24 protein-coding genes and 1 pseudogene are annotated in these 25,612 nt (G+C 52.6%); 14 read left to right on the forward strand and 11 right to left on the reverse strand.

Annotation, left to right across the window (positions count from 1 at the left end):
• Nucleotides 1–5: 5 nt before the first annotated feature.
• The gene (locus tag L3K52_01565; GenBank protein UOG92437.1) at nucleotides 6–530 is read right to left on the reverse strand and encodes a DUF6155 family protein; all 525 of its coding nucleotides are present in this window, start codon (nucleotides 528–530) and stop codon (nucleotides 6–8) included.
• A 123-nt stretch (nucleotides 531–653) separates the two neighbouring features.
• On the opposite strand from L3K52_01565, the gene L3K52_01570 reads away from it, so the two are divergent.
• Together L3K52_01570 and L3K52_01575 are read left to right on the forward strand one after the other, a co-directional pair.
• The gene (locus L3K52_01570) at nucleotides 654–887 is read left to right on the forward strand and encodes a type II toxin-antitoxin system ParD family antitoxin (GenBank protein UOG92438.1); all 234 of its coding nucleotides are present in this window, start codon (nucleotides 654–656) and stop codon (nucleotides 885–887) included.
• A gap of 100 nt (nucleotides 888–987) precedes the next feature.
• A pseudogene (locus L3K52_01575) lies at nucleotides 988–1,392 on the forward strand (AAA family ATPase).
• Between the two features lie 582 nt (nucleotides 1,393–1,974).
• Here the strand turns inward: L3K52_01575 and glnE are convergent.
• Nucleotides 1,975–4,857, reverse strand: a complete 2,883-nt coding sequence (gene glnE / locus L3K52_01580) for a bifunctional [glutamate--ammonia ligase]-adenylyl-L-tyrosine phosphorylase/[glutamate--ammonia-ligase] adenylyltransferase (GenBank protein UOG92439.1) — start codon at nucleotides 4,855–4,857, stop codon at nucleotides 1,975–1,977.
• A 177-nt stretch (nucleotides 4,858–5,034) separates the two neighbouring features.
• Here glnE and L3K52_01585 point away from each other — a divergent pair, with 177 nt between their 5' ends.
• The gene (locus L3K52_01585; GenBank protein UOG92440.1) at nucleotides 5,035–5,583 is read left to right on the forward strand and encodes a methylglyoxal synthase; all 549 of its coding nucleotides are present in this window, start codon (nucleotides 5,035–5,037) and stop codon (nucleotides 5,581–5,583) included.
• Between the two features lie 7 nt (nucleotides 5,584–5,590).
• Here the strand turns inward: L3K52_01585 and L3K52_01590 are convergent, their stop codons facing one another.
• Both L3K52_01590 and L3K52_01595 read right to left on the reverse strand, forming a co-directional pair.
• Nucleotides 5,591–7,213, reverse strand: a complete 1,623-nt coding sequence (locus L3K52_01590; protein ID UOG92441.1) for an ATP-binding protein — start codon at nucleotides 7,211–7,213, stop codon at nucleotides 5,591–5,593.
• Nucleotides 7,210–8,349 (reverse strand): FIST C-terminal domain-containing protein, encoded by a 1,140-nt coding sequence (locus L3K52_01595; GenBank protein ID UOG92442.1) that lies wholly within the window; start codon nucleotides 8,347–8,349, stop codon nucleotides 7,210–7,212. The genes L3K52_01590 and L3K52_01595 overlap by 4 nt, the downstream gene beginning before the upstream one ends.
• 566 nt (nucleotides 8,350–8,915) lie before the next feature.
• Between L3K52_01595 and hslV the strand changes: the two genes are divergently transcribed.
• The 3 genes from hslV to L3K52_01610 are packed head-to-tail and all read left to right on the forward strand — an operon-like array spanning nucleotide 8,916 to nucleotide 11,194.
• Nucleotides 8,916–9,452: an ATP-dependent protease subunit HslV gene (gene hslV / locus L3K52_01600; GenBank protein ID UOG92443.1), complete on the forward strand. Its 537-nt coding sequence runs from the start codon at nucleotides 8,916–8,918 to the stop codon at nucleotides 9,450–9,452.
• On the forward strand, nucleotides 9,449–10,816 hold the full coding sequence (hslU, locus tag L3K52_01605; protein UOG92444.1) for an ATP-dependent protease ATPase subunit HslU: 1,368 nt from the start codon (nucleotides 9,449–9,451) through the stop codon (nucleotides 10,814–10,816). The genes hslV and hslU overlap by 4 nt, the downstream gene beginning before the upstream one ends.
• A gap of 12 nt (nucleotides 10,817–10,828) precedes the next feature.
• Nucleotides 10,829–11,194, forward strand: coding sequence for a DUF971 domain-containing protein (locus L3K52_01610; GenBank protein ID UOG92445.1), 366 nt, complete (start codon nucleotides 10,829–10,831; stop codon nucleotides 11,192–11,194).
• Here L3K52_01610 and L3K52_01615 read toward each other — a convergent pair.
• From L3K52_01615 to L3K52_01625, 3 genes are read right to left on the reverse strand one after another with little or no spacing between them, the layout of a single operon-like run.
• Nucleotides 11,191–12,975, reverse strand: coding sequence for an AAA family ATPase (locus L3K52_01615; protein ID UOG92446.1), 1,785 nt, complete (start codon nucleotides 12,973–12,975; stop codon nucleotides 11,191–11,193). The genes L3K52_01610 and L3K52_01615 overlap by 4 nt on opposite strands.
• Nucleotides 12,976–13,000: 25 nt before the next feature.
• Nucleotides 13,001–14,785, reverse strand: coding sequence for an AAA family ATPase (locus tag L3K52_01620; GenBank protein UOG92447.1), 1,785 nt, complete (start codon nucleotides 14,783–14,785; stop codon nucleotides 13,001–13,003).
• A gap of 52 nt (nucleotides 14,786–14,837) precedes the next feature.
• On the reverse strand, nucleotides 14,838–15,506 hold the full coding sequence (locus L3K52_01625; protein ID UOG92448.1) for a glutathione S-transferase N-terminal domain-containing protein: 669 nt from the start codon (nucleotides 15,504–15,506) through the stop codon (nucleotides 14,838–14,840).
• A gap of 94 nt (nucleotides 15,507–15,600) precedes the next feature.
• Here L3K52_01625 and hisI point away from each other — a divergent pair, with 94 nt between their 5' ends.
• Nucleotides 15,601–15,987: a phosphoribosyl-AMP cyclohydrolase gene (hisI, locus tag L3K52_01630; protein UOG92449.1), complete on the forward strand. Its 387-nt coding sequence runs from the start codon at nucleotides 15,601–15,603 to the stop codon at nucleotides 15,985–15,987.
• Entirely contained in the window at nucleotides 15,987–16,721 is a 735-nt protein-coding gene (locus L3K52_01635; GenBank protein UOG92450.1) for a sulfite exporter TauE/SafE family protein, read from the forward strand. The genes hisI and L3K52_01635 overlap by 1 nt, the downstream gene beginning before the upstream one ends.
• Before the next feature lie 3 nt (nucleotides 16,722–16,724).
• Here L3K52_01635 and L3K52_01640 read toward each other — a convergent pair whose 3' ends face one another.
• Nucleotides 16,725–17,378, reverse strand: coding sequence for a hypothetical protein (locus tag L3K52_01640; GenBank protein ID UOG92451.1), 654 nt, complete (start codon nucleotides 17,376–17,378; stop codon nucleotides 16,725–16,727).
• 234 nt (nucleotides 17,379–17,612) lie between these two features.
• Here L3K52_01640 and yidD point away from each other — a divergent pair, with 234 nt between their 5' ends.
• Together yidD and L3K52_01650 are read left to right on the forward strand one after the other, a co-directional pair.
• On the forward strand, nucleotides 17,613–17,867 hold the full coding sequence (yidD, locus tag L3K52_01645) for a membrane protein insertion efficiency factor YidD (protein ID UOG92452.1): 255 nt from the start codon (nucleotides 17,613–17,615) through the stop codon (nucleotides 17,865–17,867).
• Nucleotides 17,868–17,969: 102 nt separating this feature from the next.
• On the forward strand, nucleotides 17,970–18,620 hold the full coding sequence (locus L3K52_01650; GenBank protein ID UOG92453.1) for a hypothetical protein: 651 nt from the start codon (nucleotides 17,970–17,972) through the stop codon (nucleotides 18,618–18,620).
• A gap of 2 nt (nucleotides 18,621–18,622) precedes the next feature.
• Here L3K52_01650 and L3K52_01655 read toward each other — a convergent pair whose 3' ends face one another.
• From L3K52_01655 to L3K52_01665, 3 genes are all read right to left on the reverse strand, one after another.
• Nucleotides 18,623–19,279 (reverse strand): thiopurine S-methyltransferase, encoded by a 657-nt coding sequence (locus tag L3K52_01655; protein ID UOG92454.1) that lies wholly within the window; start codon nucleotides 19,277–19,279, stop codon nucleotides 18,623–18,625.
• Nucleotides 19,212–19,532 carry a helix-turn-helix transcriptional regulator gene (locus L3K52_01660; protein ID UOG92455.1) on the reverse strand — a complete coding sequence of 107 codons (321 nt, stop codon included), beginning with the start codon at nucleotides 19,530–19,532 and terminating at the stop codon, nucleotides 19,212–19,214. Before L3K52_01660 ends, L3K52_01655 begins: the two co-directional genes overlap by 68 nt.
• Before the next feature lie 112 nt (nucleotides 19,533–19,644).
• Nucleotides 19,645–20,829, reverse strand: coding sequence for a ChaN family lipoprotein (locus L3K52_01665; protein ID UOG92456.1), 1,185 nt, complete (start codon nucleotides 20,827–20,829; stop codon nucleotides 19,645–19,647).
• Here L3K52_01665 and L3K52_01670 point away from each other — a divergent pair.
• From L3K52_01670 to L3K52_01685, 4 genes are all read left to right on the forward strand, one after another.
• Nucleotides 20,812–22,809, forward strand: coding sequence for a hypothetical protein (locus L3K52_01670; GenBank protein ID UOG92457.1), 1,998 nt, complete (start codon nucleotides 20,812–20,814; stop codon nucleotides 22,807–22,809). The two genes, L3K52_01665 and L3K52_01670, sit on opposite strands and share 18 nt — an antisense overlap.
• A 41-nt stretch (nucleotides 22,810–22,850) precedes the next feature.
• Nucleotides 22,851–23,987 (forward strand): molybdenum cofactor guanylyltransferase, encoded by a 1,137-nt coding sequence (mobA, locus tag L3K52_01675; GenBank protein ID UOG92458.1) that lies wholly within the window; start codon nucleotides 22,851–22,853, stop codon nucleotides 23,985–23,987.
• 70 nt (nucleotides 23,988–24,057) lie between these two features.
• The gene (locus L3K52_01680) at nucleotides 24,058–24,780 is read left to right on the forward strand and encodes an SPOR domain-containing protein (protein ID UOG92459.1); all 723 of its coding nucleotides are present in this window, start codon (nucleotides 24,058–24,060) and stop codon (nucleotides 24,778–24,780) included.
• A 51-nt stretch (nucleotides 24,781–24,831) separates the two neighbouring features.
• Nucleotides 24,832–25,548 (forward strand): Bax inhibitor-1 family protein, encoded by a 717-nt coding sequence (locus L3K52_01685; protein ID UOG92460.1) that lies wholly within the window; start codon nucleotides 24,832–24,834, stop codon nucleotides 25,546–25,548.
• The last annotated feature ends 64 nt before the right edge of the window (nucleotides 25,549–25,612 follow it).

Consider the following 25,612-nt stretch of genomic DNA (forward strand, 5'->3'; position numbering starts at 1 on the left):
AGCCCTCAGGGATAAAAATCGTCATAGCTATCCCGCAATGAATCCCGATGCCCATAGCCTTCAGTGGCATTCCTGACGATGCTATACGCCCGATCCCGAAAATCCTCCAGCAGATTGTGTGTTTGGATGAGCTGCAAGGCTTGAGTAAACATGTTTTCCGGGCGAGTATAATATTCCTCGCCATCCGGGCCATATTCCGAACAGAACCCTGACGTGCTTTCCACATACGTCAACATCATGTCAGCAATCAGCGCGGGTTCATTGGTTAGCTTTTTGAAGTCATTGAAAGCGTTACGGGCAACCGAGAACCGGGCTTTGGGGAATCCTCTCTCAGTACCACCAAATTCCTTGATGATTATGTCCTTGTATTTTTGGGCTATTTCGCTGATGTCCGCATGTTGCGCCTGATAGAGCTCCTTAACTGGCGAAAAGGTTTTGTACAGTTCGGCGATGTCAGCAATGAGTTGTTCTTTGCTTTTCTGGGCAAGATGCTTTTTTAAATCGGTCAGTGTGAAGGTTTGCTTGGTCATGTTTTCCTCGGCAATGGGTCAGTTCAGACCGTCATTCCGGCTTGTTGCTTGAGTTCGGTCAGTATTGACAATAATATTCCTAAGCTCAAGACTTTAGCGAGGTACAAACGGGAGAGACAAGCCATGACAACATTGAATATCTCTTTACCCGAAGACATGAAAACGTGGATCAACCAACGGATTGTGAGTGGCGATTACAGCAACGCGAGTGAATACATCCAAAACCTCATCAGCCGGGATTACCTGCAACAGCGTTTGGCAGAACCGCCCCCCGATGAATTTGCAAACATGAGCGAAGCAGAAGTCATACAAATGGTGCGTGAAGAAATTCAAGCCTATCGCAAAGGCAAAACCTGAATGCTATGGTAAGAAACCTGTAAGTGATAATTTTGACCTTATGTTCTAAACTACACTTTAGACAAAAGCCACTTTTCACCAAAAACAGGTTTCACAGACGATGATTTCCCCCATCCTCCGTCAGACATCCGCCTTAATCCTCGCCCGACGGCAACCCGAATACCGCCGTTTCCTGCACACTCGCATCGACTTCGGCGAACAACTGATCGGTATCAAGGGCGCACGCGGTTGTGGCAAGACCACCGTGCTGTTGCAACACGCGCAAACCTGCGGCTTGGAAGCCTCCCGTATCCTGTACATTGCCTGCGACCACCCAGCGATGGTGGATGTGGATTTGTATGCCCTAGCGCAAACCTTTTACCAAGAAGGCGGGCAACTGCTGCTGATCGACGAAATCCACAAGCGCAAGGGCTTTGCCATTCACCTCAAGGCGATCCGCGATACCTTTGATTTGCAGGTGATCTTTTCCGGTTCATCGGCGTTGCGGCTGGAACACGAACTGGCGGATTTGTCGCGGCGGGCGGTGGTACATGAGCTGCCGGTACTGTCATTGCGCGAATTCATGGAAATCGAAACCGGGCAACGTTTTGCGGCTTATGCCCTGCCCGACATCCTCGCCAATCACGCCAACCTTGCAGCAAACGTCATGCAAACCGTGCGCCCGATTGAACAGTTCAAGAAATACCTGCGTTACGGTGCTTACCCGTTCTACCGCGAATCGCTGGACAATTACACCAGCAAGCTGCTGGAAGTGATTAACCTGACGATTGATTCCGACCTTGCCAGCCTCTACAGCATCGACCCCGGCAAACTGGATAAGCTGAAAAAGCTGCTCTACATGCTGTGCAGCACTGATCCGGTGGAATTGAACATCTCCAAACTGAGCGCGGGGGTCGGAACATCATGGCCGACGCTTTCGCGCTATCTCGACAGCATGAGCGCGGGCAGTTTGGTGCATATCGTGCGCGGTGGCAGCGGAATGCGTACCGTCAACAAGCCGGACAAGCTGCTGCTGGATAACACCAACCTGTTTTACGCGCTGTGCGCCAGCCCCAATGTCGGCTCGCTGCGCGAAAGTTTTTTTGTCTCACAACTGAGTTACCAGCATCAGGTGCATTACCACGACAAGGGCGATTTTGTGGTGGATGAACGTTGGGTATTTGAAATCGGAGGTGCTGGCAAAACCCTCAAACAGCTTGCCCAGCACCCGGATGGTTATGCGGTGGTCGATGATGTGGTCATCGGGGATGGCAGGCGGATTCCGCTGTGGTTGTTTGGGATGTTGTATTGAGCCTCCACCAACCCCACCCAAGCCCCCCTGCACCGCCTCGCGCTCACGCACCAATCGCCCCGCCTCCACCACGGCTTCCTGCTCCTGCAACGCCAATGCGTGGATACGATCACGCAATGTCCGATAAACATCCGCCAACATCCCCGCCGTATCCGCTGGCAAAATCCCCGCCCCCTGCAACGCTTCCAATTGCCGGATATTGTCGCTCCAGCGCACCAATTCCGGGTGTTCGTGCGCATGAGCCAAAATCAGAAACTGCACAACAAATTCAATATCCGTCACCCCACCAGGGTCTTTTTTCAGGTTAAAAATACTGGCATCCTTGCTCGCCATGCTTTCCCACATTTTCTGGCGCATCGCAATCACCTGCTTGCGCAACTCTGCCCTATCACGCGGCTGACACAAAATCTCATGACGTACTTGCTCAAATTGCGCCCGTAAACGCTCCGTTCCCGTAATCACCCGCGCTCGTAACAAGGCCTGATGTTCCCACACCCACGCCTTTTCCTGCTGGTAGGTGCGGAACGCATTCAAACTGCTAACCAGCAAACCCGAAGCCCCACTGGGGCGCAAGCGCGTATCGGTTTCGTACAAGCGTCCCGCAGGCGTAAACGTCGTCAGCGTGTGAATAATTTTTTGGGCGAAACGCGCAAAGAACACTGCATTTTCCAACACTTTAGGGTTGCTGAGCGTAGTCGAAGCAGTTTGCTGCGCCGTACCGTGACTGTCGTGCAAAAAAATAATGTCGAGATCCGAACCGTAACCCAGTTCCAGCCCGCCAAGTTTGCCGTAAGCAATAATCGCAAACCCCGCTTGCTGCGTTTCCCCCGCTTCATTCTTGTAACACGGCACGCCCGTTTGTGCCGTCATCGTCGCCCACACATGCCGCTGGGTTTCTTCCAGCACCGCCTCGGCAATCCAGGTCAACTGATCCGACACCTTCATCAGCGGCAATACGCCGGTAATATCCGCCGCTGCCACCCGCAACACTTGCGCTTGCTTGAATTGGCGCAACCGTTCCATCACCTGTTCGGTGTCGCCCTGATCAATGCGTTCCAATTCCAGCCGCAACGCCGCGCCCAATTGTTCACGATCCAACGGCGCATACAACTGGCGCGAATCCAGCAATTGATCCAGTAAAATCGGGTGATCGGTCAACTGGCTGGTAATCCACAAACTGTCACTGACCAAGCGCACGAATTGCTCCAACGCATTCGGGTGATCCGCCAGCATCGCAATGTAGCCGGAACGCGGCGCAATCTTTTGCACAATCCGCAAACAGCGTTCCAACGCCTGTTCAGGGTCAGCCAAGGCATTACACGCATCCAGCAACGCAGGCAGCAAGCGGTTCAAACGGCTGCGCCCCGTATCAGTCAAGGTGTTGTACAAACGGCTGTGCAACAGTGCCTGAATCGCGGGATGTTCAGGCATCGGTTGACTTTCCTGCGTTTCGAGCGCAAACACGCGCTGGAAAATCTGCGAAACCGCCCGCTGATGACGATTCAATTCCGCCTCAAAATTCACCCAATCCGCAAACCCCATCGAGCTGGCAAGGCAGGCTTGGCGTTCCGGCGCGGTTGGCAGCGAATGGGTCTGTTCGTCATTCCACATTTGCAGGCGGTTTTCCGTGCGGCGCAGGAAATGGTACGCCGATTGTAATACCGCAAACTCTTCCGCCGTCAGCAATTGTTGCGCCTGCAATGCATCCAGCGTCGGCAGCAAACTACGCCCCCGCAATTCGGGAATCCGCCCGCCGCGCATCAATTGAAACACTTGCGCCGTAAATTCGATTTCGCGAATACCGCCCGTGCCGAGCTTCACATCAAGGTATTTGCCCCGCCGTTCGGTTTCGCGGTTGATCATCGCCTTCATATCGCGTAATTGCTCAATCGCGCCGTAATCGAGGTAGCGCCGGAACACGAACGGGCGCAACCGTGCCATCAATTCCGCGCCGTTGGTTTTGTCGCCCGCCATCACCCGCGCCTTGATCAGGGCGTAACGTTCCCATTCGCGCCCGTGGGTTTCGTAATAATGCTCCATCGCATCGAACGACAGCGCAAGTGCGCCGACTTCACCAAACGGGCGTAAGCGCATATCGACGCGGTACACAATGCCCTCCGCCGTGGTTTGCCCCAATAACCCAATCAGGCGTTGCCCGACACGGGTGAAAAACGTTTGGTTGTCGAGGTCGCGCTTGCCGTCAGTTGCGCCTGCTTCGGGAAAGGCAAAAATCATGTCGATGTCGGAAGAAAAGTTGAGTTCCTGCCCACCGAGTTTCCCCATGCCGATAATCACCATCTGCTGGGGTTCACCGCTACGGCTGCGCGGAATGCCGTGTTTGGCGGTGAGTTCGGCGTAACACCAGCGATAAGCTGCGTCCACCAAACCGTCGGCGAGGTCGGAAGTGGTTTGCAACGTTTCAGCGAGTTCAGCCATGCCCAGCAAATCGCGGTAGGCAATACGTACCATTTCGCGGTTGCGGATGATGCGCACCGTGCGCAATACGCTGTCGTAATCGGGCAGTGCAACCACTTCCGCCGCGATGTTTTGCACCAATTCACCCTCGGCATACGGCTGGCTGGCATCCACGTAAGCTTGCCATTCGGGGTGGCGAGCAAATTGGTGTTGCAGATAAGGGCTATTGGTTAAAATGGCATCATTTACTGGTACTGGCGGCATTGTTGTTCTCACATGGCTGCGTATCTCCGCATTATACGCCCCAGAATAGTGCACGGGAAATGCCCAACTTAATGCTTGCTGACGGATTGCATCAATACCTAGCAATGCGGTAAGATTAATCTGTAATCAAAAAAATTAATCAAATGGCAGCGTTTCAGTAGCGGGGGCTTGAGGAACATGCATAAATATAGAATCGCATTGGTTGCGCACGACAATCTAAAAGCGGCACTTATTCAATGGTCGAAAGCCAATTATCCTATCCTTGCCGAATGCGCGTTATTTGCCACCGGCACAACCGGGCGTTTATTGGCGGAACAAACCGGCTTGGATGTCACCTGCTTACTCAGTGGGCCGCTCGGTGGTGATCAACAAATCGGCGCACGTATTTCGGAAGGCTCGATTGATATTTTAATTTTCTTTTGGGATCCCATGACCCCAGTTCCACACGACGCGGATGTCAAAGCTTTGCTGCGCATTGCCACACTGTTGAATATTCCGATGGCAAATAATCAAAGCACGGCAGATTGTGTATTGGCGATGTTACGCCAGAGCAAAGCCGAAACTCAGCCTTGGATTGTAAATTTCAACGCGCAGCCGCCGGTTAATTACGCGGGCAAACCCAAACAATTACCCAACCGAGGTCATTCGTTACCGCTGGCAGCACGTAACAAATACCAGATCTCCCCGATTATGTCGGTCAATGCAGCACCACAACCCAACGTTTAGTGACATTTCAGCGGGCGGTTGCCCGCTCCAGCACAGCCAGTAACACCGGCAACTCGAAAGGTTTGCTGAGGAAATCATCCATACCGGCTTGCAAGCAACGTTCGCGGTCGCTCGCCAGCACATTCGCCGTCAGCGCAATAATCGGCGTGTGCGTGCCGGTCATTTGCTCATGGGCACGAATCAGCAAGGTGGCTTCGACGCCATCCATTACCGGCATTTGCATATCCATGAGAATCACATCCGGGCGCTGCTGTTGCCAGCTTTCCAGCGCTTCACGCCCGTTTACCACTACCGTCACCTGATGCCCGACTTTATTGAGCAATAAGCGCGTAAACATGCCATTGATTTCATTGTCTTCCGCCAACAAAATCGTCAGCGGGCGTTGCACCATGCCCAAGGCATTGGTGACAGGCGCTGCCGGTGTTTGCGTGACTTCGGTTGGCAGCAATAAGGTGAAATGAAAGGTACTGCCCTGCGCAAGTTGGCTCTCAACCTGCAATTGCCCGCCCATCATCGCGACCAATTGTGCGGAAATGGTCAGCCCTAAGCCCGTGCCGCCATAACGCCGTGAAATTCGGCTATCCGCTTGCTGAAAGGGCTGGAAAATAAGCTCAAGCTGTTCCGCCGCAATCCCAATACCAGTATCGCGCACGCTAAACCTTACCCGCGCATAGCCCGCTGGAGGGTTTGGTTCGGCGCTGATTGCAATCGCAATATTGCCGTCACTGTTGGTAAATTTGAGCGCATTGCCGACCAAATTGATCAGCACTTGCCGTAAGCGCCCAGCATCGCCTTGCAAGGTTTCCGGCACATCAGCCGCAATGCGCCAATCAAAGGCGATAGCCTTATGACGCGCCGCCATTGCCAGTGGCACTAATGCCGTTTCCAGCAACGCCCGCACATTGAATGGCGCATTGTTTAAACGGGTCGCCCCGGATTCGATCCGCGAAAAATCCAAAATCTCATTGATAATATCCAGCAACGCGCCCGAAGATGCCCGAATCAACTCCACGTATTCGCGTTGCGCAGGCGCAAGTTCGCTGTATCCCAGCAAATCGGTCAGCCCCATCACACTGTTCATCGGGGTACGGATTTCATGGCTGATCATCGCCAGAAATTCGTTTTTTGCCTGATTCGCGCGTTCGGCTTCCTGACGGGCGGCCTCCAAATTGGCGTGTTGCACACACGCCAGACACGCGGTTTCCAAACGCATTAGTACGGGCGTTAATGCCTGCAATTGCGCCACTGATAAGGGCGGGTCACGCCGCAATACCAGCAAACCGCTTTGACCGATGGGCAATAGGTGGCAATAACTGCCGTCGGTTTCCACACTATCCAACGGCTGGGTCAATAACCAAGCGTTATCCGCAATCGGTTGAATCACCGCCGCCAGCGTAGCGGACTTATCCACCAATGGAATTTTCAGCTTGGGGTAACTGTAACAAGGTTCAATGCCTGCAATCGTGTCAAATGGCTCACAGCGCCGTAGCCACAAATAACCGCTGCGGCAATTCAACAGTTTCAAGGCAGGCGGCAGAAACTGGTGCAACATCGTGCGCAAATCCAGACTTTGCCCGACAAGTAACGCCAGTGCGTATTGCACCGATACCAGTTCTAATGTCGTACTCATGCGTCAGCAACAATCCCCAATACCGTGGTTTTATTAAAAAACTCCAGACACGCATTGCCTGCATCCGCAATTTCACCCAGCGACAAGACGCCCAACAGCGGCAAATCAGCGGGTAAATGGGCGCGGATAGTATCGAGTTCTTCCTGAAAACGGTGGTCGAGAAACAAGGCGCGGCTCACGCAATCAAACAGCAACGCCATGCATGGCGCAGGCTGGGCGCGTAATGCCGTTAAGGTGCAATCACGAGCCGCCAGCAATAAATGTTCCGCATCGCCTTTGAGGATGTACAACATGTGATGCGCAGGCACTTCGCCAATGCACGTAATTGCATTATCGCGGCAAAATAACGGATCACGCACCACCACATCCTTGGTCAAACGCACCAACCCAAACGGGTAAGCCTTGCTCAATTCAAAGAACGGCGTGTCCGCAAACGAACGCCCGCTATCCGCTTCCACCACGCGGCGATAAACCTCAAACGCGGGTTGATAGTCCAACGATAACACGGTGTTATGCTGTGAGCCGGTCACGAAAAAAGGCTCTGCAAAGCTATGCCAGCCGTGTTCAATGCCAATGCTAACAGGAAGATTCAACGCGGTCAGTTGGGCGCAATCGCCAACCAAACCTTGATTGCTGAATAAACATGCTTGCTGCTGAAAACTGAGCGAACCAGCACCACCGCCGATATACGTGCATTCATCGCCGAATTCACCGTAAAGGCTTTCCAGTAAAGCTGAAATCCGCGTGCTCAACCCATCAACCAACACCACCAACGTTTGCGGCGGGTTAACCGTAGCGGTTAAGGCAGCGAGGGCGGAACGGTAATCCGCGCTAGGGTCTGAGAGTTTAGCGACGTATTCGACCGTCACCGCAAACGGCAAGCCACACACCACATAACCCTGTTCCAAGCGGCGCGAATCGACCACAATCTGTGGGAAAATGCCGCCAAAAACTGGCACGGGCAAAGCTTGCAAGCCAACATCCACCAATGCTGGAGTCAAGCCATTGCGCTCACACGCCAGCAATAACAGGCTTTGCGCACCGGCTGCGATTGCGGCTTGTGCGTGACGGAATAAATTTTCGCTCTCACACGCCTCATCCACTAACAGGATAAGCGCAGTGTTTTGTTGCCGCATTCGATCAAAATTCCATATAAAAATTGCGCACCATTCACAATAAGCCCTTGCGAATCAGCATAGCTCACTCATTCACAAAGCAACAGGTTGGTACACAAAAAGTAGGGCGTTCAACGCGTAGATAAAACACTGCCCGCTTTATGCGGGCAGGTGTAGTTAATGGGGTGTGTTGATTTTTGAAACAGTCTACGCCAGAGAAATCGCTTTACAACTGCTTTTCAATTTCGCGGGGCAAATTTTCGCGCCGTGCGCCTTGTTGCAAGCAACGGGTCGTATAACAAGCTGCGAGTACGATGACTGCAAAAATAATCAAACCAACGATACTCATATTGCACCTCCATAAGGCCCAAAGAATGAAAACTGTTGTGGTATTGAAACAACAATGTAGCAATAATAACTCATTGAAGTTTAAAGAGAAAACACCGCAAGTCGTCCAATATAATACCTGTATCACGGTAGTTTCTTAAACACTATTTTTTTATGACAACGCGGGTTTGCCCTAGCCCTTGAAATTTACACACCGCACCCACACGCTATAGCCTACCTAAAAGCATTTGGAGCGCATTTTGGAACAATACCGAGGAACCACCATCCTGAGCGTGCGGCGCGACGGCAAAGTCGTTGTCGGCGGCGATGGTCAAGTCACGCTGGGCAATACGGTGATGAAAGGCAATGCCCGCAAAGTCCGCCGCTTATACAATGACAAAGTCATCGCAGGCTTTGCTGGCGGCACGGCAGACGCCTTCACCCTGTTTGAACGCTTTGAAACCAAACTGCAAGCGTACAACGGCAACCTCACCCGTGCTGCTGTCGAACTCGCCAAGGACTGGCGCACCGACCGCATGTTGCGCAAATTAGAAGCCTTGCTGATCGTGGCAGATGCCACTGCTTCCCTGCTAATCACTGGCAACGGCGACGTGATCGAGCAAGAAAACGATTTAATCGCTATCGGCTCAGGCGGGGCATTTGCACAATCGGCGGCACGCGCCTTGCTGGAAAATACCGCGCTTTCCGCCCGCGAAATCGTCGAAAAAGGCTTGCACATTGCTGCCGACATTTGCATTTACAGCAACCACAACCTGACCATTGAGGAACTCCAATGACTGTCGGCACGATGACCCCCCGCGAAATTGTTCAAGAACTCGACAAACACGTCATTGGTCAGGACAAGGCCAAACGTTCCGTCGCCATTGCGTTGCGTAACCGTTGGCGGCGACAGCAGCTTGATGATGCGCTGCGCCCGGAAGTGACCCCGAAAAACATCCTGATGATTGGCCCCACGGGTGTCGGCAAAACCGAAATTGCCCGCCGCCTCGCCAAACTCGCCAATGCACCGTTCATCAAGGTCGAAGCTACCAAATTCACCGAAGTCGGTTACGTGGGCAAGGAAGTCGATTCCATCATCCGCGACTTGGCGGACATGGCGATGAAAATGATGCGCGAACAGGAAGTGGAAAAGGTTAAATACCGCGCGGGCGAAGCGGCGGAAGAACGCATCCTCGACATCCTGTTACCTGCACCGCGCAAAGAAACGCCGGTCAACGAATGGCTCTCCAGCGGCGATGACGAATCTGCTAAACCGGGGCGCGACGATTCCGCCACCCGTCAAAAATTCCGCAAAAAATTGCGCGAAGGCGAACTCAACGACAAAGAAATCGAGCTGGATGTCTCGGTCGGTGGCGCAAGCGTCGAAATCATGACCCCACCGGGCATGGAAGAAATGGCGAGCCAGTTGCAAGGCATGTTCCAAAACCTCAACCAGAGCAAAAAACGCAAACGCAAGATGAAAATCAAGGATGCGCTCAAAATCCTGACCGAGGAAGAAGCCTACAAAATGGTCAACGAGGAAGAACTCAAGCAACGCGCGTTGTTTGCGGTCGAGCAAACCGGCATCGTATTCCTTGATGAAATCGACAAAGTGGCGCGTAGCGGGCAAACCAGCGGCGCGGACGTTTCCCGCGAAGGCGTGCAACGCGATTTGCTGCCATTGATCGAAGGCTGCACCGTCAATACCAAATACGGCATGGTGAAAACCGACCATATTTTGTTCATTGCCTCCGGCGCATTCCACGTGGCTAAACCCTCCGACTTAATACCGGAATTACAGGGTCGGCTACCAATTCGTGTAGAAATGGATGCCTTGAGCGCGAATGACTTTGAACGCATCCTCACTGAACCGAACGCATCCCTAACTGAACAGTACCAAGGGCTGCTGGCAACCGAAGGCGTGAAGCTGACCTTTGCCCCTGATGCGGTGCGCCGGATTGCGGAAATTGCCTTTGAAGTCAACGAACGCACCGAAAACATCGGCGCACGCCGCCTGCACACGGTGGTCGAGCGTTTGCTGGAAAATGTGCTGTTTGAAGCGCCCGATTGCGACGACCAAATGACGGTGGACGCGGCATACGTCAACCAGATTTTGGGCGAATTGGTCAAAGACGAAGACCTTAGCCGTTATATTTTGTAAAGAGAACCGAACATGACACCACTTGATATTACCCTGAACCAGAAAACGCGCGAACTGTTGATTACTTGGCCGGGCGATGAAGTCCACGCGCTGAGTTGCGAATACTTGCGCGTGAATTCGCCGTCAGCCGAAGTGCGCGGGCATGGGCCTGGGCAGGAGAAGCTGCAAATCGGCAAGGAAAACGTGAATATCAAGGGCATTGAGCCAGTAGGTCACTATGCGGTTCAGTTGTTCTTTGACGACAACCACGACAGCGGGATTTACGACTGGAACTTGCTGTATGACCTTGGCAAGAACATGGAGCAGAACTGGGTGGAGTATCTGGCGAAGCTGGACGCGGCGGGTTATACGCGCAAATTGCCGGGTCAGGTGATTTAAGCTTCCTGCCAGACCACGCGATCAAAACCCAACGATACCACCGCGAGACAGCGTAAACGTTCCGGCTCGCGGTATTTTTCTGCCAACACGGTGCGGTAGTGCTGCAATTGCTGTAGCGCGTCGTGCAGCGCGGTTTGTACCGCTGGCAGTCGTGCCAAAGTTTCGCGGGATTGGGCGCATACTTGTTCACCGCTGAGTTTGAGGTCGCTGAGTGACAGGTATTTGAATTCCAACACAATGTCTTTCAGGGTGGGGTATTGGCGCATACTGGGGCGGATCACCAGTACCAGATCAGCATAGCGGCGTTGCAGCGCGGTTTCGGAATCGACCACGTAGTAAATATCGTTGAACAGCAGGGTCAAAAACGCCGTTTTGATGGTGAGTTCATTGCTCCACGCATAATCACGGTTATTGAAAGCAGCGAAGTATTTTTGTTCCAGATAATCCGCCAGCGGCTGGAGATCGGCGGATTGGTAGAATTTTTCTGCCATAGCCGCCACCGCGTGACGCTCTTTCGGGGCAGGCAGGATGCGCTGGCGCAATTCATCCACGTACAACGCACGGGTCACGAGGTTGGGAATGCCCAATATCAGTTTACCCAGCATATCCGTCCCAACAATCGTGAGTATGCCAAAGTAATACAGCAGCGACAGCAGGTAGCCTTCATCCTGTTGTAAATCAGCTAGTTTTTCCACACCGAAACGGGTTTCGAGAAGGTCAAGCGTGATGCTGCTTTCTTCATCGAGAATACGTTCTACCACCCCCGTGCCGCTAGGCTGGCTGGCAAGGTAGCGGATACGTGAGGCATCCATCATCAGGTTTCCGTCGAGCATTTGGCGCGGCGCGGTGCAATGGCGTTGGTAATGGCGCAAAAAATAGAAGCACAGCGTGGGGTTATAGACGCTGGGGTGATTGAGATTACTGCAAAAACGGTAGCCATTGTAAAACTCGCGCAGGGTACTGAGAATTTCTTGGGCTTGTTCGACGCTTTGTCCACACTGCCCGACCACGGTTTGTACCAAGTCTTGTAATTCAGTGGGCGCGATACCGCACAAGTTACTGTAATCTTCATCATGGGAAATGTCAGTGGCGACATTATAACCGCTGGTCATATCCGCCAGCACCAGCGGCGATACACCCGTGATGAATACCCGCCCAATTTTGCCCTCGGCAGCACTGCCTTTGATGATCTTGAACACCGATTTGAGAATGCCTTCACCTTCCAGCAAATCCTGATAACGCTGGCTGTTGTGCGGGTCACGTACCAGCACTTCATTGGCGAAATTGTCGTATTCGTCGATCAGCAGGTAAAGCTGTTGACCACTAAGATGTACGCTGTTCAGCACCGCCATGAAGGTAGCCAGCGCATCTTCACGAATGGTGACGGGAACTGTCAGGTAATGCCGATAGGTTTCAATGAATCCTTCAAACTCTTGATTCAAGACCTCGAATAAACTGTTTTTAATATCATCAATGTTGCCCTGCGCGGATACTTTGGAAAAATCCCAGCGCAAGATCAGGTAACGATTGTGTTCGGGAGTTGGGTTACTCCCGACTTCCAGTCCTCCAAACAGGGTTTCAAATTGATCAGCCGTCTTAACATCGTAATAATTAGCCAGCGTAGACAGCAGCAGGGATTTACCAAAGCGGCGCGGACGCAGGAAAACCAATTGCTTACCCGCAGCTTCTAACGAACGGATATGCTGCGTGCGATCAAGGTACAGATTATCCTCGGTACGAATAGCATTGAAGTTACTGATGCCATAGGGAAAACGGATCATGCGGTTATTCCTGTCAAATAATGGTTTATAACGCTTGCCAGACCACGCGATCAAAACCCAACGATACCACCGCGAGACAGCGTAAACGTTCCGGCTCGCGGTATTTTTCTGCCAACACGGTGCGGTAGTGCTGCAATTGCTGTAGCGCGTCGTGCAGCGCGGTTTGTACCGCTGGCAGTCGTGCCAAAGTTTCGCGGGATTGGGCGCATACTTGTTCACCGCTGAGTTTGAGGTCGCTGAGTGACAGGTATTTGAATTCCAACACAATGTCTTTCAGGGTGGGGTATTGGCGCATACTGGGGCGGATCACCAGTACCAGATCAGCATAGCGGCGTTGCAGCGCGGTTTCGGAATCGACCACGTAGTAAATATCGTTGAACAGCAGGGTCAAAAACGCCGTTTTGATGGTGAGTTCATTGCTCCACGCATAATCACGGTTATTGAAAGCAGCGAAGTATTTTTGTTCCAGATAATCCGCCAGCGGCTGGAGATCGGCGGATTGGTAGAATTTTTCTGCCATAGCCGCCACCGCGTGACGCTCTTTCGGGGCAGGCAGGATGCGCTGGCGCAATTCATCCACGTACAACGCACGGGTCACGAGGTTGGGAATGCCCAATATCAGTTTACCCAGCATATCCGTCCCAACAATCGTGAGTATGCCAAAGTAATACAGCAGCGACAGCAGGTAGCCTTCATCCTGTTGTAAATCAGCTAGTTTTTCCACACCGAAACGGGTTTCGAGAAGGTCAAGCGTGATACTGCTTTCTTCATCCAGAATCCGTTCTACCACGCCCTGCCCACTGGGCTGGCTGGCAAGGTAACGGATACGCGCTGCATCCATCATCAAATTGCCATCGAGCATCTGGCGCGGAGCGGTGCATTCATCCTGATAATGGCGCAGAAAATAAAAACATAAAATGGGATTATAGAGCAATGGCTTATCTATCTGAGCACAGAAACGGTAGCCGTTATAAAACTGTTTTAAGGTTTGTAACAAAGCATCACGTTGATTCTCATCTTGCCCGCAATGTTGCAAAACACCGCTTACCATCTCGCTTAATTCCGCGTGGGTAATACCACACAAGGCATTAAAGCGTGCCAGTAAAGAAATATCGGTGGCGACATTATAGCCGCTGGTCATGTCCGCCAGCACCAGTGGTGATACGCCGGTAATGAACACGCGCCCGATTTTGCCTTCTGCCGCACTGCCTTTGATGATTTTGAACAATGATTTGAGAATACCTTCGCCTTCCAGCAAGTCCTGATAACGCTGGCTGTTGTGGGGGTCACGTACCAATACATCATTGGCGAAATTGTCGTATTCGTCGATCAGCAGGTAGAGTTGTTGCCCACTGCTACTAACGCTATTGCACAGGGACTGGAAAGAGGCGAGTGCGTCAGTTTCAACCTCAACGTTACCTTGCAGCACATCCGTATAATCACGGATAAATCCCTTAATTGCGACATTAAGGTGCTTGAATAAACTGCTTTTGATGTCGGCAATGCTGCCTTGCGCCGATACTTTGGAAAAATCCCAACGCAGGATCAAGTAACGGTTGTGCTCAGGGGTTGGGTTACGCCCGACTTCCAACCGACCAAACAGGTTTTCAAACTGAACCGCCGTATTAATATCGTAATAATTCGCCAGCATTGACAGCAATAGGGATTTACCAAAGCGGCGCGGACGCAGGAAAACCAGTTGTTCTCCCGCCTCTTCCAACGCTGAAATATGCTGGGTGCGATCAAGATACAAAAAATCTTCATCGCGGATACGTTTAAAATTACTGATACCGTAAGGAAAGCGGGTCATGGCGAATAAACTCCGGTTAGCAGACCAGACTCAGCATAGCATAATCAGCCTGTTACGCGCCCATCATCCCCCTACATGCCTCATACCAGCGCCCAAACGCCGGATTCGTCACAGCGGCAGCTTCCAAAATCCCCATGCCCTGCGCGGAGCGCAACACGCCAAACACGCTGGTATCCACCAAACCCGGTTGTTCCCCCGCGTAAAAGTCTTTGCCAGCCAAACCCTTATCCACCCAATGCGCTAACGCCGTTTGAAACTCGGCAGCGGGATTTTGGATGCTGTGTTTTAACTTCATTTTATTGGCAACACGCGGCATCACCATTGCGCCAACCAGCCGCACGAAGAAACGCTTAATCGCACCATCCTTACCGCTCGTCATGACCAAACCAAGGTTGTGGAACGACTTGCTCATGTTCGGGTGTATCAGCGGCGGCAGGTAATGCACCAGCGTACTGTCCACCCATGCCAGCCATTCCTCATCTTGCGGCGCGGGCAGCAAATGCGCGTAAGTGTCGTTGAGGTAGTGCACAATTGCGCCGGATTCGACCACGATTGCGGCATCATCTTTCAGCACGGGGACTTTTTTGTGGTCGGTGAAATCCAGCTCTTTCATCTTAAACGGGGTGACTTCCACCAAGTCATACGGGATTTTGGTGTAGTTGAGGAAGGCTTTAACTTTCCAGCAAAACGGGCAGGAACTGAATTGGTATAGGGTTATCATTTGCGGTTTATTTCATCTAAGTTAGGGGTGGGTTACATCCTACAACATGCTGGTATACTCGCACCACTAACCGATTACTGATGGAGGAATTCACATGACATTGCCCGAAACGCTTGACTCGCTCAAATACAATGCCGACGGCTTGATTCCCGCCATTGCTCAGCAGTTCGACACGCACGAAGTGCTAATGCTGGCGTGGATGAACCGTGAAAGTATGGCGGAAACATTGGCAACCGGGCGCGTCTGCTATTGGTCGCGTTCGCGCAATAAGTTCTGGCGCAAGGGTGAATCGTCGGGGCAGATGCAGGTACTGAAGGAATTCCGTATTGATTGCGATGCCGACACGATTCTACTGCTGGTCGATCAGACCGGGCCTGCGTGCCATACCGGACGGCGTTCGTGCTTTTACAATAAGGTGGAAGGCGATCAGGTGATTGTTGACCGTGAAGTGTTGATTGACCCTAAGACGCTGTACGCCTGATGGATGTCTGGCAGTATGCCGCTGCGACGGCGATTGTAGTGCTGGCGTATTTTATTCGCGGCATTGCAGGGTTTGGGTCGGGCTTGATTGCTGTGCCGTTGCTGGCGTTGTTTTTGCCATTAACGTTTGTTGTGCCGCTGATTTTGTTGCTGGATTTCACTGCGTCGTTGGTGATGGGCGGGTTGAATTTGAAACGGGTGCAATGGCGTGAAGTCGGCATGTTGATTCCATTTAGCCTGATCGGGGTGATGGTTGGTACGCAATTGCTGGTGAATTTACCGCTTACGCCGATGTTGCTGATCTTGGCTGCGTTTATTTTCGTGTTTGCGGTGCGCAGCTTGTTGAATTTGAAGGGTGAAAAGCCGGTGTCGGCATGGTGGGCAATTCCGGCTGCGTTCACGGGTGGCACGGTCGGTGGGCTGTTTGGCACAGGCGGGCCGCCGTATGTGATTTATTTGAATCACCGGATTCAGGATAAAACGCTATTACGCGCTACGTTTTCGGCGCTGTTTTTTATTGAAGGGACGGTACGCATTGCGACGTTTTTTATTGCCGGATTGTTGATGGCGCAAACGGTGTGGTGGAATGCGTTGTTTGCGTTGCCCCTGATGTTGGGAGCGTTGTGGTTAGGCGGTCATGTGCATACGGGGTTAACGCAAACGCACATGACGCGCCTGATTGGGGTGTTGTTGTTGCTGGCGAGTGTGTCACTGACGCTCAAGGCGTTGAGTTAATGGCTACAAACACTTGCGCCCCATAATATCCAAAATCAGGTGCAACAACTCATCAGGGCGGTTAGTGATACCAAACGCACCCGCAGGCACGCCGTCTTGCGCATTGAAATTTCCCACATAGAAAATCGCGGGCAAAGCGGGGTAATGATCGTGCAAGGTTTGCAAGGTCGCGATGCCATTCGACTGCCCTTCGGGGCGGGCAATATCCGACACCAACAGTTCGCAACTGGTCTGTTTCAAATGCCCCAAGGCTTCACCTACCGAAGTGACGGTGATAACGTCCAAGCCCAAATATTGCAACAGGCGGATTTCATTCACTAACGTATCGGGGCGATCATCCAACCATAACACGCGGCAACCGCTTAACATCTCACCATTGCCTTGCAGCCGCCGTAACACCTGCGCCTTATCTGCTGCACTCACCTCGATATGCCAATGCGGATTTCGCGCCGCCACCGTGAGTACGTCATCCAAAGCACGTTCGACCTGTGACAGATCTGCCAACCAATTCTGTTGTTGTTTGGCATAAGTATTGAGCAATAATTGCCGTGAATACAGATCGTATGCCAACAGAAAAGCGCTGAATGCCCCGATCACCCATAAATACGCCGGTATGACTTTGATGATTTCCAGCCAAAAATCCTGATGTTCCAACATGCGTCGCCCCTGAGATATGTTTTTGCCCTTTATGTTGAAAATTCTAACACTTAAGCGGCAGTCTGTGGCAGATATTTGGCATTGACGCTATGCACTAATCAGCGTTTGATCATCAACAGCTTGGATAGACCAAGCCAAACAATTCTCAGCAACCTGTGTTCCGCAACGGTGAATGCTGGTCGATGATCGTTTTGACGTAGTACGGGAACGCAGCAACGCCGTATAATCCAAGGCATGAAACACATCCTCATCGCCATCATCCGCTTCTACCAACTGTTCCTCAGCCCGTTGCTGGGGAACAATTGCCGTTTTTACCCCACTTGTTCGCATTACGCCAAAGAAGCGATTGCAACCCACGGCGCACTCAAAGGCAGTTGGTTAGCCATCCGGCGTATCGGGCGTTGCAACCCTTGGCACGAAGGCGGGCTTGACCCCGTTCCCGATGCGTGTGAATGCGGCAAACCGCACCGCAAATCGTCTGATCAATAGCACGTTCATCTGTTCGCTGTTTACATCCCATCCGGCGGCTTATACCCTTTGCCCAAGATTGCCTTGCGTAGGCACACAATAAAAAACACAGGATAAAACGCCATGTCAGAATCACAAGCCATTGAAATGCAGGAACTGTTCGATCTGGTCGTCACCGGACACCGTTCTGAAAAGTCAGTCGAAGCCTTGGTACGCGATGTGCTGGATTTGCTGGACGATCACAGCCCTTACCTCGAATTCAAATTATCCGATGCGCTGCTGTTCAACAACGGCATGGTGTCAATTCGTGAAAACATCACCGCAGCCGACGCGCAAGCACTCAGCGCACAACTCCAAACGCTGGCGATTCACTGCGCCATTCGCCCCACGCTGCAACTTGTTCCCAAAGACGACGAAATCAACCCGCCCAGCGCCGCGCTATATAAGTGCCCTGCCTGCAAACACACCCAAGTGCAAACCAAAGAGATCAATGAAAAATGTGAAGCTTGTGGTGTGATTGGCGACCACTTTTTACGCTCTCAACGCATGAAAGAGGCGGTCGAAACTGAACGCCAAAAATACGACAACGAATTGGCGAAAAGCATTAAAGAAGCACACCAACGCGCCCAACAAGAAGAATCCGACGCACTTTACCGCGAAGCGCGGCGTCAATTGGGCACCGACGAAACCAGCAACAGCGACCCCAAACTAAAAATCGCCGCCGTGATTGCCGTCATCGGTATCGGCATTGCCGCGCTGTATCTGTTTAAGTAGGCTTAACGCGGCGTCAACACGTACACCTTTTCATCCAGCCGGGTCAGCCCGCGCTGGCGAAAACCGGGTTCATCCGCTAACACATCCAGCGCCTGCAAACGCTCCACTGCATAACGCTCTTCATAAAAACCGCGCACTTCCGCCTCGTGCACCGCAAACGGCGGGCCTTTCATTTCGCGCTGATCGTATTCCATGGTAATCAACAGTATCTGCACCGCAGGCGGTAAAATATTCGTCAAATGTTGCGCATAGCGGGTACGCATCTCCGGCGGCAAAGCGATCAGCGAAGCGCGGTCAAACACACCGGCACAATCTGCCACATCCGCCGCACTCAAATCGAAAAAATCGCCCTGCAAAATCACCAGCCCGTCACATTCCCAGCGCTCAAATGCGCCCTGTTGCGTGACGATCGGCGCTAAACCGTTTTCAGCAAAAAAATCATGCACTGCAATCGGGCTGATTTCCACGCCCGTTACCAACAAATTTTGCGAGCGCAGCCACAGCATATCGCGGCTTTTGCCACACAATGGTACGAAAATGCGGCTATCGGCGGGTACGCGCATTTGCCCCCAGAATGCCTGTAAGTGACTATTAATTTCCGCTTGGTGAAACCCGATTTGCTGGTGTTCCCAGCGTTCGTGCCAAAAATCCGCTTGCATGGTTGCTTGCTCCGTTAAGTGATGTGGTTGTTTGCCCCTCACCCAAATACAAACACAATAAGTGCAAGGGGGAAGTTTCCAGCGCTTCTGCCAAGCGCATGATGGTGGACAGTTTGGTATCCATCAGATCAGCGCTCAAGAGCCGGTACCAGGTTTGCCGCGATATATCGGCGCGACGCGCCACTTCCGAGCGCGAAATACCCAACATTGCCACGCGCTGTTCAAGATAATTAGCCAAATCTCTGCTTGACATAAGAGCCCCTCCAATTGTTTTTCGCTATAGACTTTGGAGGTTGGTCGCATTATGCGCAGCAAATGTTCATTTGGATTATATCAAAAATAGATTTTCCTGATCATTTTGCCCCTTACTGCAAGACCACGGTGTACGCCAACAAGTCTTTAGCGCCTGCACGTTCCACGGTCATTTTCACCGCATTCCCCACTTGGTGTTGCGACAACGCCAATTTTAGATCGCTCATGTTTTTCAGCGCCATGCCTTCCAAGGTGGCGAGACGGTCGCCTTTTTGCAAACCGGCTTTGCCCGCTGCGCTGTTTTCGCCCAAATCGGCAATACTCAACCCTTTACCCTGCGTATCCAACAATACACCCAATTTGCCAGTCGGCGGTAAATCCACCGCTGCGGTAAGCAGGGTATAATCCACCGCCGGAGCCGCGTCTTGGCTGTCACTGCTGGCAACGGTCGCCACTTTACTGCCCGGTAATTGCCGCGCCAAATCCGCCGGAATGCCCACGCCATCGCTGATATGCCCCACGCCTGCCAATACCACCAGTTGATGTTCGGGGTTAGCGTTCAAATACTTTGCCGCGTTGTACGCCATGGTTTCATCCCAAATCCGCTGCACCAGCATAAAGCGCTCGAATTGCTGCGAATCTTGCGAGTGCGCCTCGAATGCCTTGCGCAAGCGTGCTTGGTAATCCGCCGCCGCTGGGTGAATTGTCGGTGGCAATTGCGCCCGCTCATCTTTGCTCAACGCTTCCAAGCCGCCTGCTGACACTTTGCGGGTCAACTCGACCTGAGCATTCAACGCCAGCACCGGCAAGCCATTGGCTTTGGCGTATGCCAAAATCGGGCGCAATTGGCGGTAATCGTAGCCCCAGCGCTCGAAATATTCGCTGCGGCGCAAAAATTCCACCTCGGTAAGCTTGCCCGCCAAATAATCGTTGATCACCGGCTGAAATGACTGCTGGAACCATTCCACCCCGATCGCAAGCTTCGGGTTGCGTTGGTGCAAGCCTTGCAATACCGCCAATTGATGCAAGTGATGGTCATAACGGTCATGCATTTCACCCACAAATACCACACGGTTTTGTGCCAAACTCGCCATTAAAGTGGAAAATGGCAATGCTCTACCTTGCATTACGCCCGTGGGCGCGTGTTTGCCAATGTGCGCCAATGCCTCATCCAGCGTCGCGTGTTCCACCGTTGCAGCCATGCTGCTAGGGGGTAACACGCCAATGACTGCCACGCACGCTGCCAATAACGTGTGCCGCATCAAATCAGGAAATAGTGTATGTCGATTGTGAAACATGTTGTGATCCTATTGCTGTTATGGCTGCCAAGCGTGAGTGCTGCCGCCGCGTTGCCGGTGTTACACCACGATTTGCAGGTAACGCCTGATGTTAAAACCGGCGAATTGCAGGTGGAAGATACCCTGCGCATCCCCGCCGAATTGCGGCAAAACGGGCAATTTAGCTTCACGCTCAACCCACAATTCACGCTCAACGCGGATGGCGCGTCACAGCCCACCCAAGCGGCGGGTACTTACAGTATTCCACTTAAGCCGGAGCAAGGGGAAATCACCCTCAAATACCGTGGTAAGCTGACCTCCACGCCGGATTGCGCATGGTTGACCGAAGCTTGCATTTTATTGAATGAGCGCGGCATTTATTTGGACGCCAACAGCCAATGGTATGCGCAAACCGCTAACGCACAACACACCTTCACCCTGCAAGTCAGCTTGCCGGACGGCTGGGTGAGCCTGAGCCAAGGCAAGCAAACCAGCGCTGGCTGGGCAGAAACCCAACCACAAGACAGCCTGTATTTACTCGCGGGGCGTTTCCATGTTTACCAACAAGCGGGCAAACACGCGAATGCGATGGTGTATTTGCAGGAACCGGATGAAGCCTTGGCAAAACGCTACCTGCAAGCCACCGAACAGTATTTAACCGAATATTCCGAACTCTTGGGTGATTACCCCTACGCCAAATTTGCCACGGTGGAAAGCTTTTGGGAAACCGGCTGGGGAATGCCGTCGTTCACATTGCTAGGGTCACGGGTGATTCGTTTGCCATTCATTTTGCACTCGTCGTTTCCGCACGAAATTTTGCACAACTGGTGGGGCAATAGCGTGTACGTGGATGCCAGCGAAGGCAATTGGTCGGAAGGTTTGACCGCCTACTTAGCCGATCAGCGCATCAAACAGCAGATGGGCGAAGGTGCGGAATACCGGCGCAGCAGCTTGCAAAAATACGCCACCTTTGTTGGGCAGCAGGACGATTTCCCGCTGATGAATTTCCGTAGCCGTCACGATGAAGCCACGCAAGCCATTGGCTATGGCAAGTCGCTGATGCTGTTTCACATGTTGCGCCAACAGGTCGGTGATCAGGCGTTTTTTGACGGGTTGAAGCGTTTTTACCAGCAGTACCGCTTTCAGACGGCTACCTTTGGGCAATTGTTGGATAGTTGGCAAACCGATAAAACATTCCGCCAAACTTGGCTTGCGGGTACCGGCGCACCCAAGTTGAGTATTGCTGAACACACCTTGACCCCGGCAGACAAGGGTTATCGCTTGCAACTCACGCTCAAGCAACAGGCGCAAGCGGACAAAATTTACCCGCTGGCTTTGCCGCTGCGGATTCGTTTTGCGGAGGGGCAAGCGGAACAGGTCGACACCTTGCAGATGACGCAAGCAAGCCAAACGTTCACGTTATCCTTGCCTGCCAAACCGCTGCAAATCGCGCTTGACCCCGAATTTGACGTGTTTCGCTTGCCGGATGCGGCAGAAATGCCTGCATCAATTGGCGTGCTGAACGGCAAAGGCGACAAAACTTACGTGCTGTCACGCAAGACCGATGCGGCGATGCAGGTCGCGTGGGAAAGCTGGCTGGATACCCTGAAAGCGCGTGACCCGCAATTGCGGGTGCAGTACGACGACGCACCCTTGCCGGATACGGGCACGGTGATTTTGCTGGGTGGGGATAATGCAGCGCTGCAAGGCTTGTTGGAACGTGCCAAACAACCGTTTGGCATGACCGAAGCGGCATACACCTTGAATAGCGTCAATTACACCTGCGGCTTGCATACCTTGGCGTTGGGGATGCGGGCGGGTGAGCAGGCGATTGTATTGCTGGATGCGTCCAGCCCCGACAGTTTGGATGCGATGCTGGCAAAACTGCCGCATTACGGCAAATACAGCTATTTGGTGTTCAACAGTGTGAATGGCGAAAACGTGGCGAAGGGGCAGTGGGAGGTAACGGATTCGCCGTTAGTAGTGGATTTCACGCCGTGATTCGCTACTATCCGCAGTTTGCACCAAGGAACTGACTGAGCATGACGGATAACAACGCACCACCACGCATCACTGGCGTTATTCTGGCAGGCGGGCAAGGCAGCCGCATGGGTGGGCAGGACAAAGGCTTGCTGGAATTTCAAAGCCGCCCGTTGGTGGAACACGTGTTGGCGGCGTTGCAACCACAAGTCGAGAGTATTTTGATCAGTGCCAACCGCAATCAGGAACATTATCAGCGCTATCAGCACCCCGTGATCAGCGATACACTCGGCGGTTTTCAAGGGCCATTGGCGGGATTTTCCGCAGCAATGCAGGCAGCCACCACGCCGTACATTCTCACCGTGCCGTGCGATGCGCCGGAAATTGCGCCGGATATGGCGGCACGTTTGTGGGCGGCGTTGCAACGCGATTCCGCAGAACTCGCGGTGGCTTACGATGGCGAACGCTTGCAACCCGTACACGCACTGATTGCGGTGAAGTTATTGCCCAGCTTGCAGACGTTTCTTGCCAATGGCGACCGCAAAATCGACTTGTGGTACGCGCAACACCGCACCGCCATCGTCGATTTCAGCGATTGCCGCCAGATGTTTCGCAATATCAATACCCCGCAACAGCAGGCAGCACTGGAAAAAGAGAGCAAGCGTTCGGCGGATAATCTTGCGGTTCTCGGCGTGTGTGCGTGGAGCGGTACGGGCAAAACCACGTTACTAACCGCCTTGATTCCGCGCTTGAAAGCCGCCGGGTTGCGCGTGACCGTGATCAAACACGGGCACCATCAAATTGAACTGGACTCGCCGGGCAAGGATACCTACCGTTTCCGTGAAGCCGGGGCTGATCAAGTGGTGCTGGCTTCGCGCAAACGCGTGGCAATCATGCAAGAATGCAAAACCCAGCGCGACCCCGAATTAACCGACGTACTGCGTTTTGTAAACCCGGATTGCGCCGACTTGGTGCTGGTGGAAGGTTTTAAGCACGCTACCATGCCCAAAATCGAAGTACATCGCCCCTCTGTCGGTAAACCCTTGCTTTACCCCGATGATAACAGTGTGATTGCACTGGTGACGGATGACATGACGCTGGCTGTTCCAGCACACCTGAGCAAATTGGATCTCAACCAGCCGGATAGCATTGTCGAGTTCATTTTGCAATGGCACGCGGGATTTCATCTGAAAATGTGACCCATAAGTGATTCATTCTTCAAGTTTTCGCTATAATCATCAGACACCCTAATTATCGAGACCCGACACCATGACCAAAGATTTCAAACAACAAGCAGCGTCTGGCAGTGCTTTTGGGCAATACGGTCTGGGCTGGATGGTCGGCGGCGTGGCTATTGGGCTCATTATCGGCGCGGGCATGTACGCCCTTGCCAACAAAGGCAACGTCCCGGCCACCCACGCTACCAACCCAACTAGCAGCAATATGACGACCAGCAGCGTCGATGATCGCGCAACCCCGACCGATTCCACGCTGGTCGGCGGCGATACGCCGGAAACGGCGGCAGATGCAGCGCCAGAACCTGCTCCCGATGAGGCGCCCGGCTTTAGCTATCACGCGGTATTGCCACAACTGGAAATAGACGTGCCACTTGCCGTACAAGTTGAACAACAAGCAGCCGCTCCCAAACCCGCCAACGAAAAAAAGTCAGCAGTCGTGCCACCGCCTAAAGAAGCAGACAAAAAACCCGCACTGGCGGATACCCCCAAACCAGAAACCAAGAAATCCGCTCCGGCAGCCATTAGCGGCTCTAACGCCTTCCAAATCGGTTCTTACAAAACCCAAGACCAAGCCGCCGACATGCAAAGCCGTTTGAAGAAAAAAGGGCTGAACAGCCGCATCGAAATCGCCAATATTCAGGGCGCAACCTGGTTTCGGGTGCGCGTAGGGCCTGCGACATCCGCTGAAATGCTGCAACAATGGCAACAAACGTTATCTGGAATGGGAATTAGCCCCTTAGCCATTCGTATGTAATGATTACTAAAAGCATTTCATTGACTTAACGAAAAAACAGGAGACACTAACATGGCATACTTGGATATGAATTCGGGTACACTGGTTGCCAATGCCAGTGAAACCGAACGTGCGGGCTTCATTCGCCGCACTTACCTGCATTTGGGTGGCGCTATCGTCGCTTACGCGGCACTCACCACTGTATTGATTCAATCCGGCGCGGCTAAACCGCTGATGCAACTCATGCAAGGCAGCATGTGGAGCTGGTTGATGGTGTTGGCGCTCTTCATGGGCGCGTCGTATTTCGCCGACAAATGGGCGCATTCAGCGATTTCCAAAGAAATGCAGTACGCCGGTTTAGGCATGTACGTCGCTGCCCTTGCTCTGATTTCCACACCGCTGCTTTACGGTGCATTGAACTTTGCCCCCAACCCCAATGTGTTGCCCAGTGCAGCGCTGCTAACACTAATGTTGGCGGGCGGTATTACCTTCACTGCATTCACTACCCGTAAGAACTTTTCATTTTTAGCACCGTTTCTTACCGTTGCCAGCTTCATTGCAATAGGCGTGATTCTAGCCAGTATGCTGTTTGGGTTTACCTTGGGTTTGCTGTTTTTTGGCGCGATGATTGTGTTGGCGGGTGCAGCCATGTTGTATCAGACTTCACAAATAATTCATGAATACCACACCGATCAACATGTCGGTGCCTCATTGGGATTATTCTCCAGTGTCGGTTTAATGTTCTTGAATATTGTACAATTCCTGATGAGTTTAACAGGCAACGACTAAGCCTCATGCCTTCTGTGAATTTGAATGAGGCGTCCTGCGGGACGCCTTTTTATTGCGCTCAAGA

Origin of the sequence: Candidatus Thiothrix sulfatifontis (assembly GCA_022828425.1) — a bacterium.
GTDB lineage: Bacteria > Pseudomonadota > Gammaproteobacteria > Thiotrichales > Thiotrichaceae > Thiothrix > Thiothrix sulfatifontis.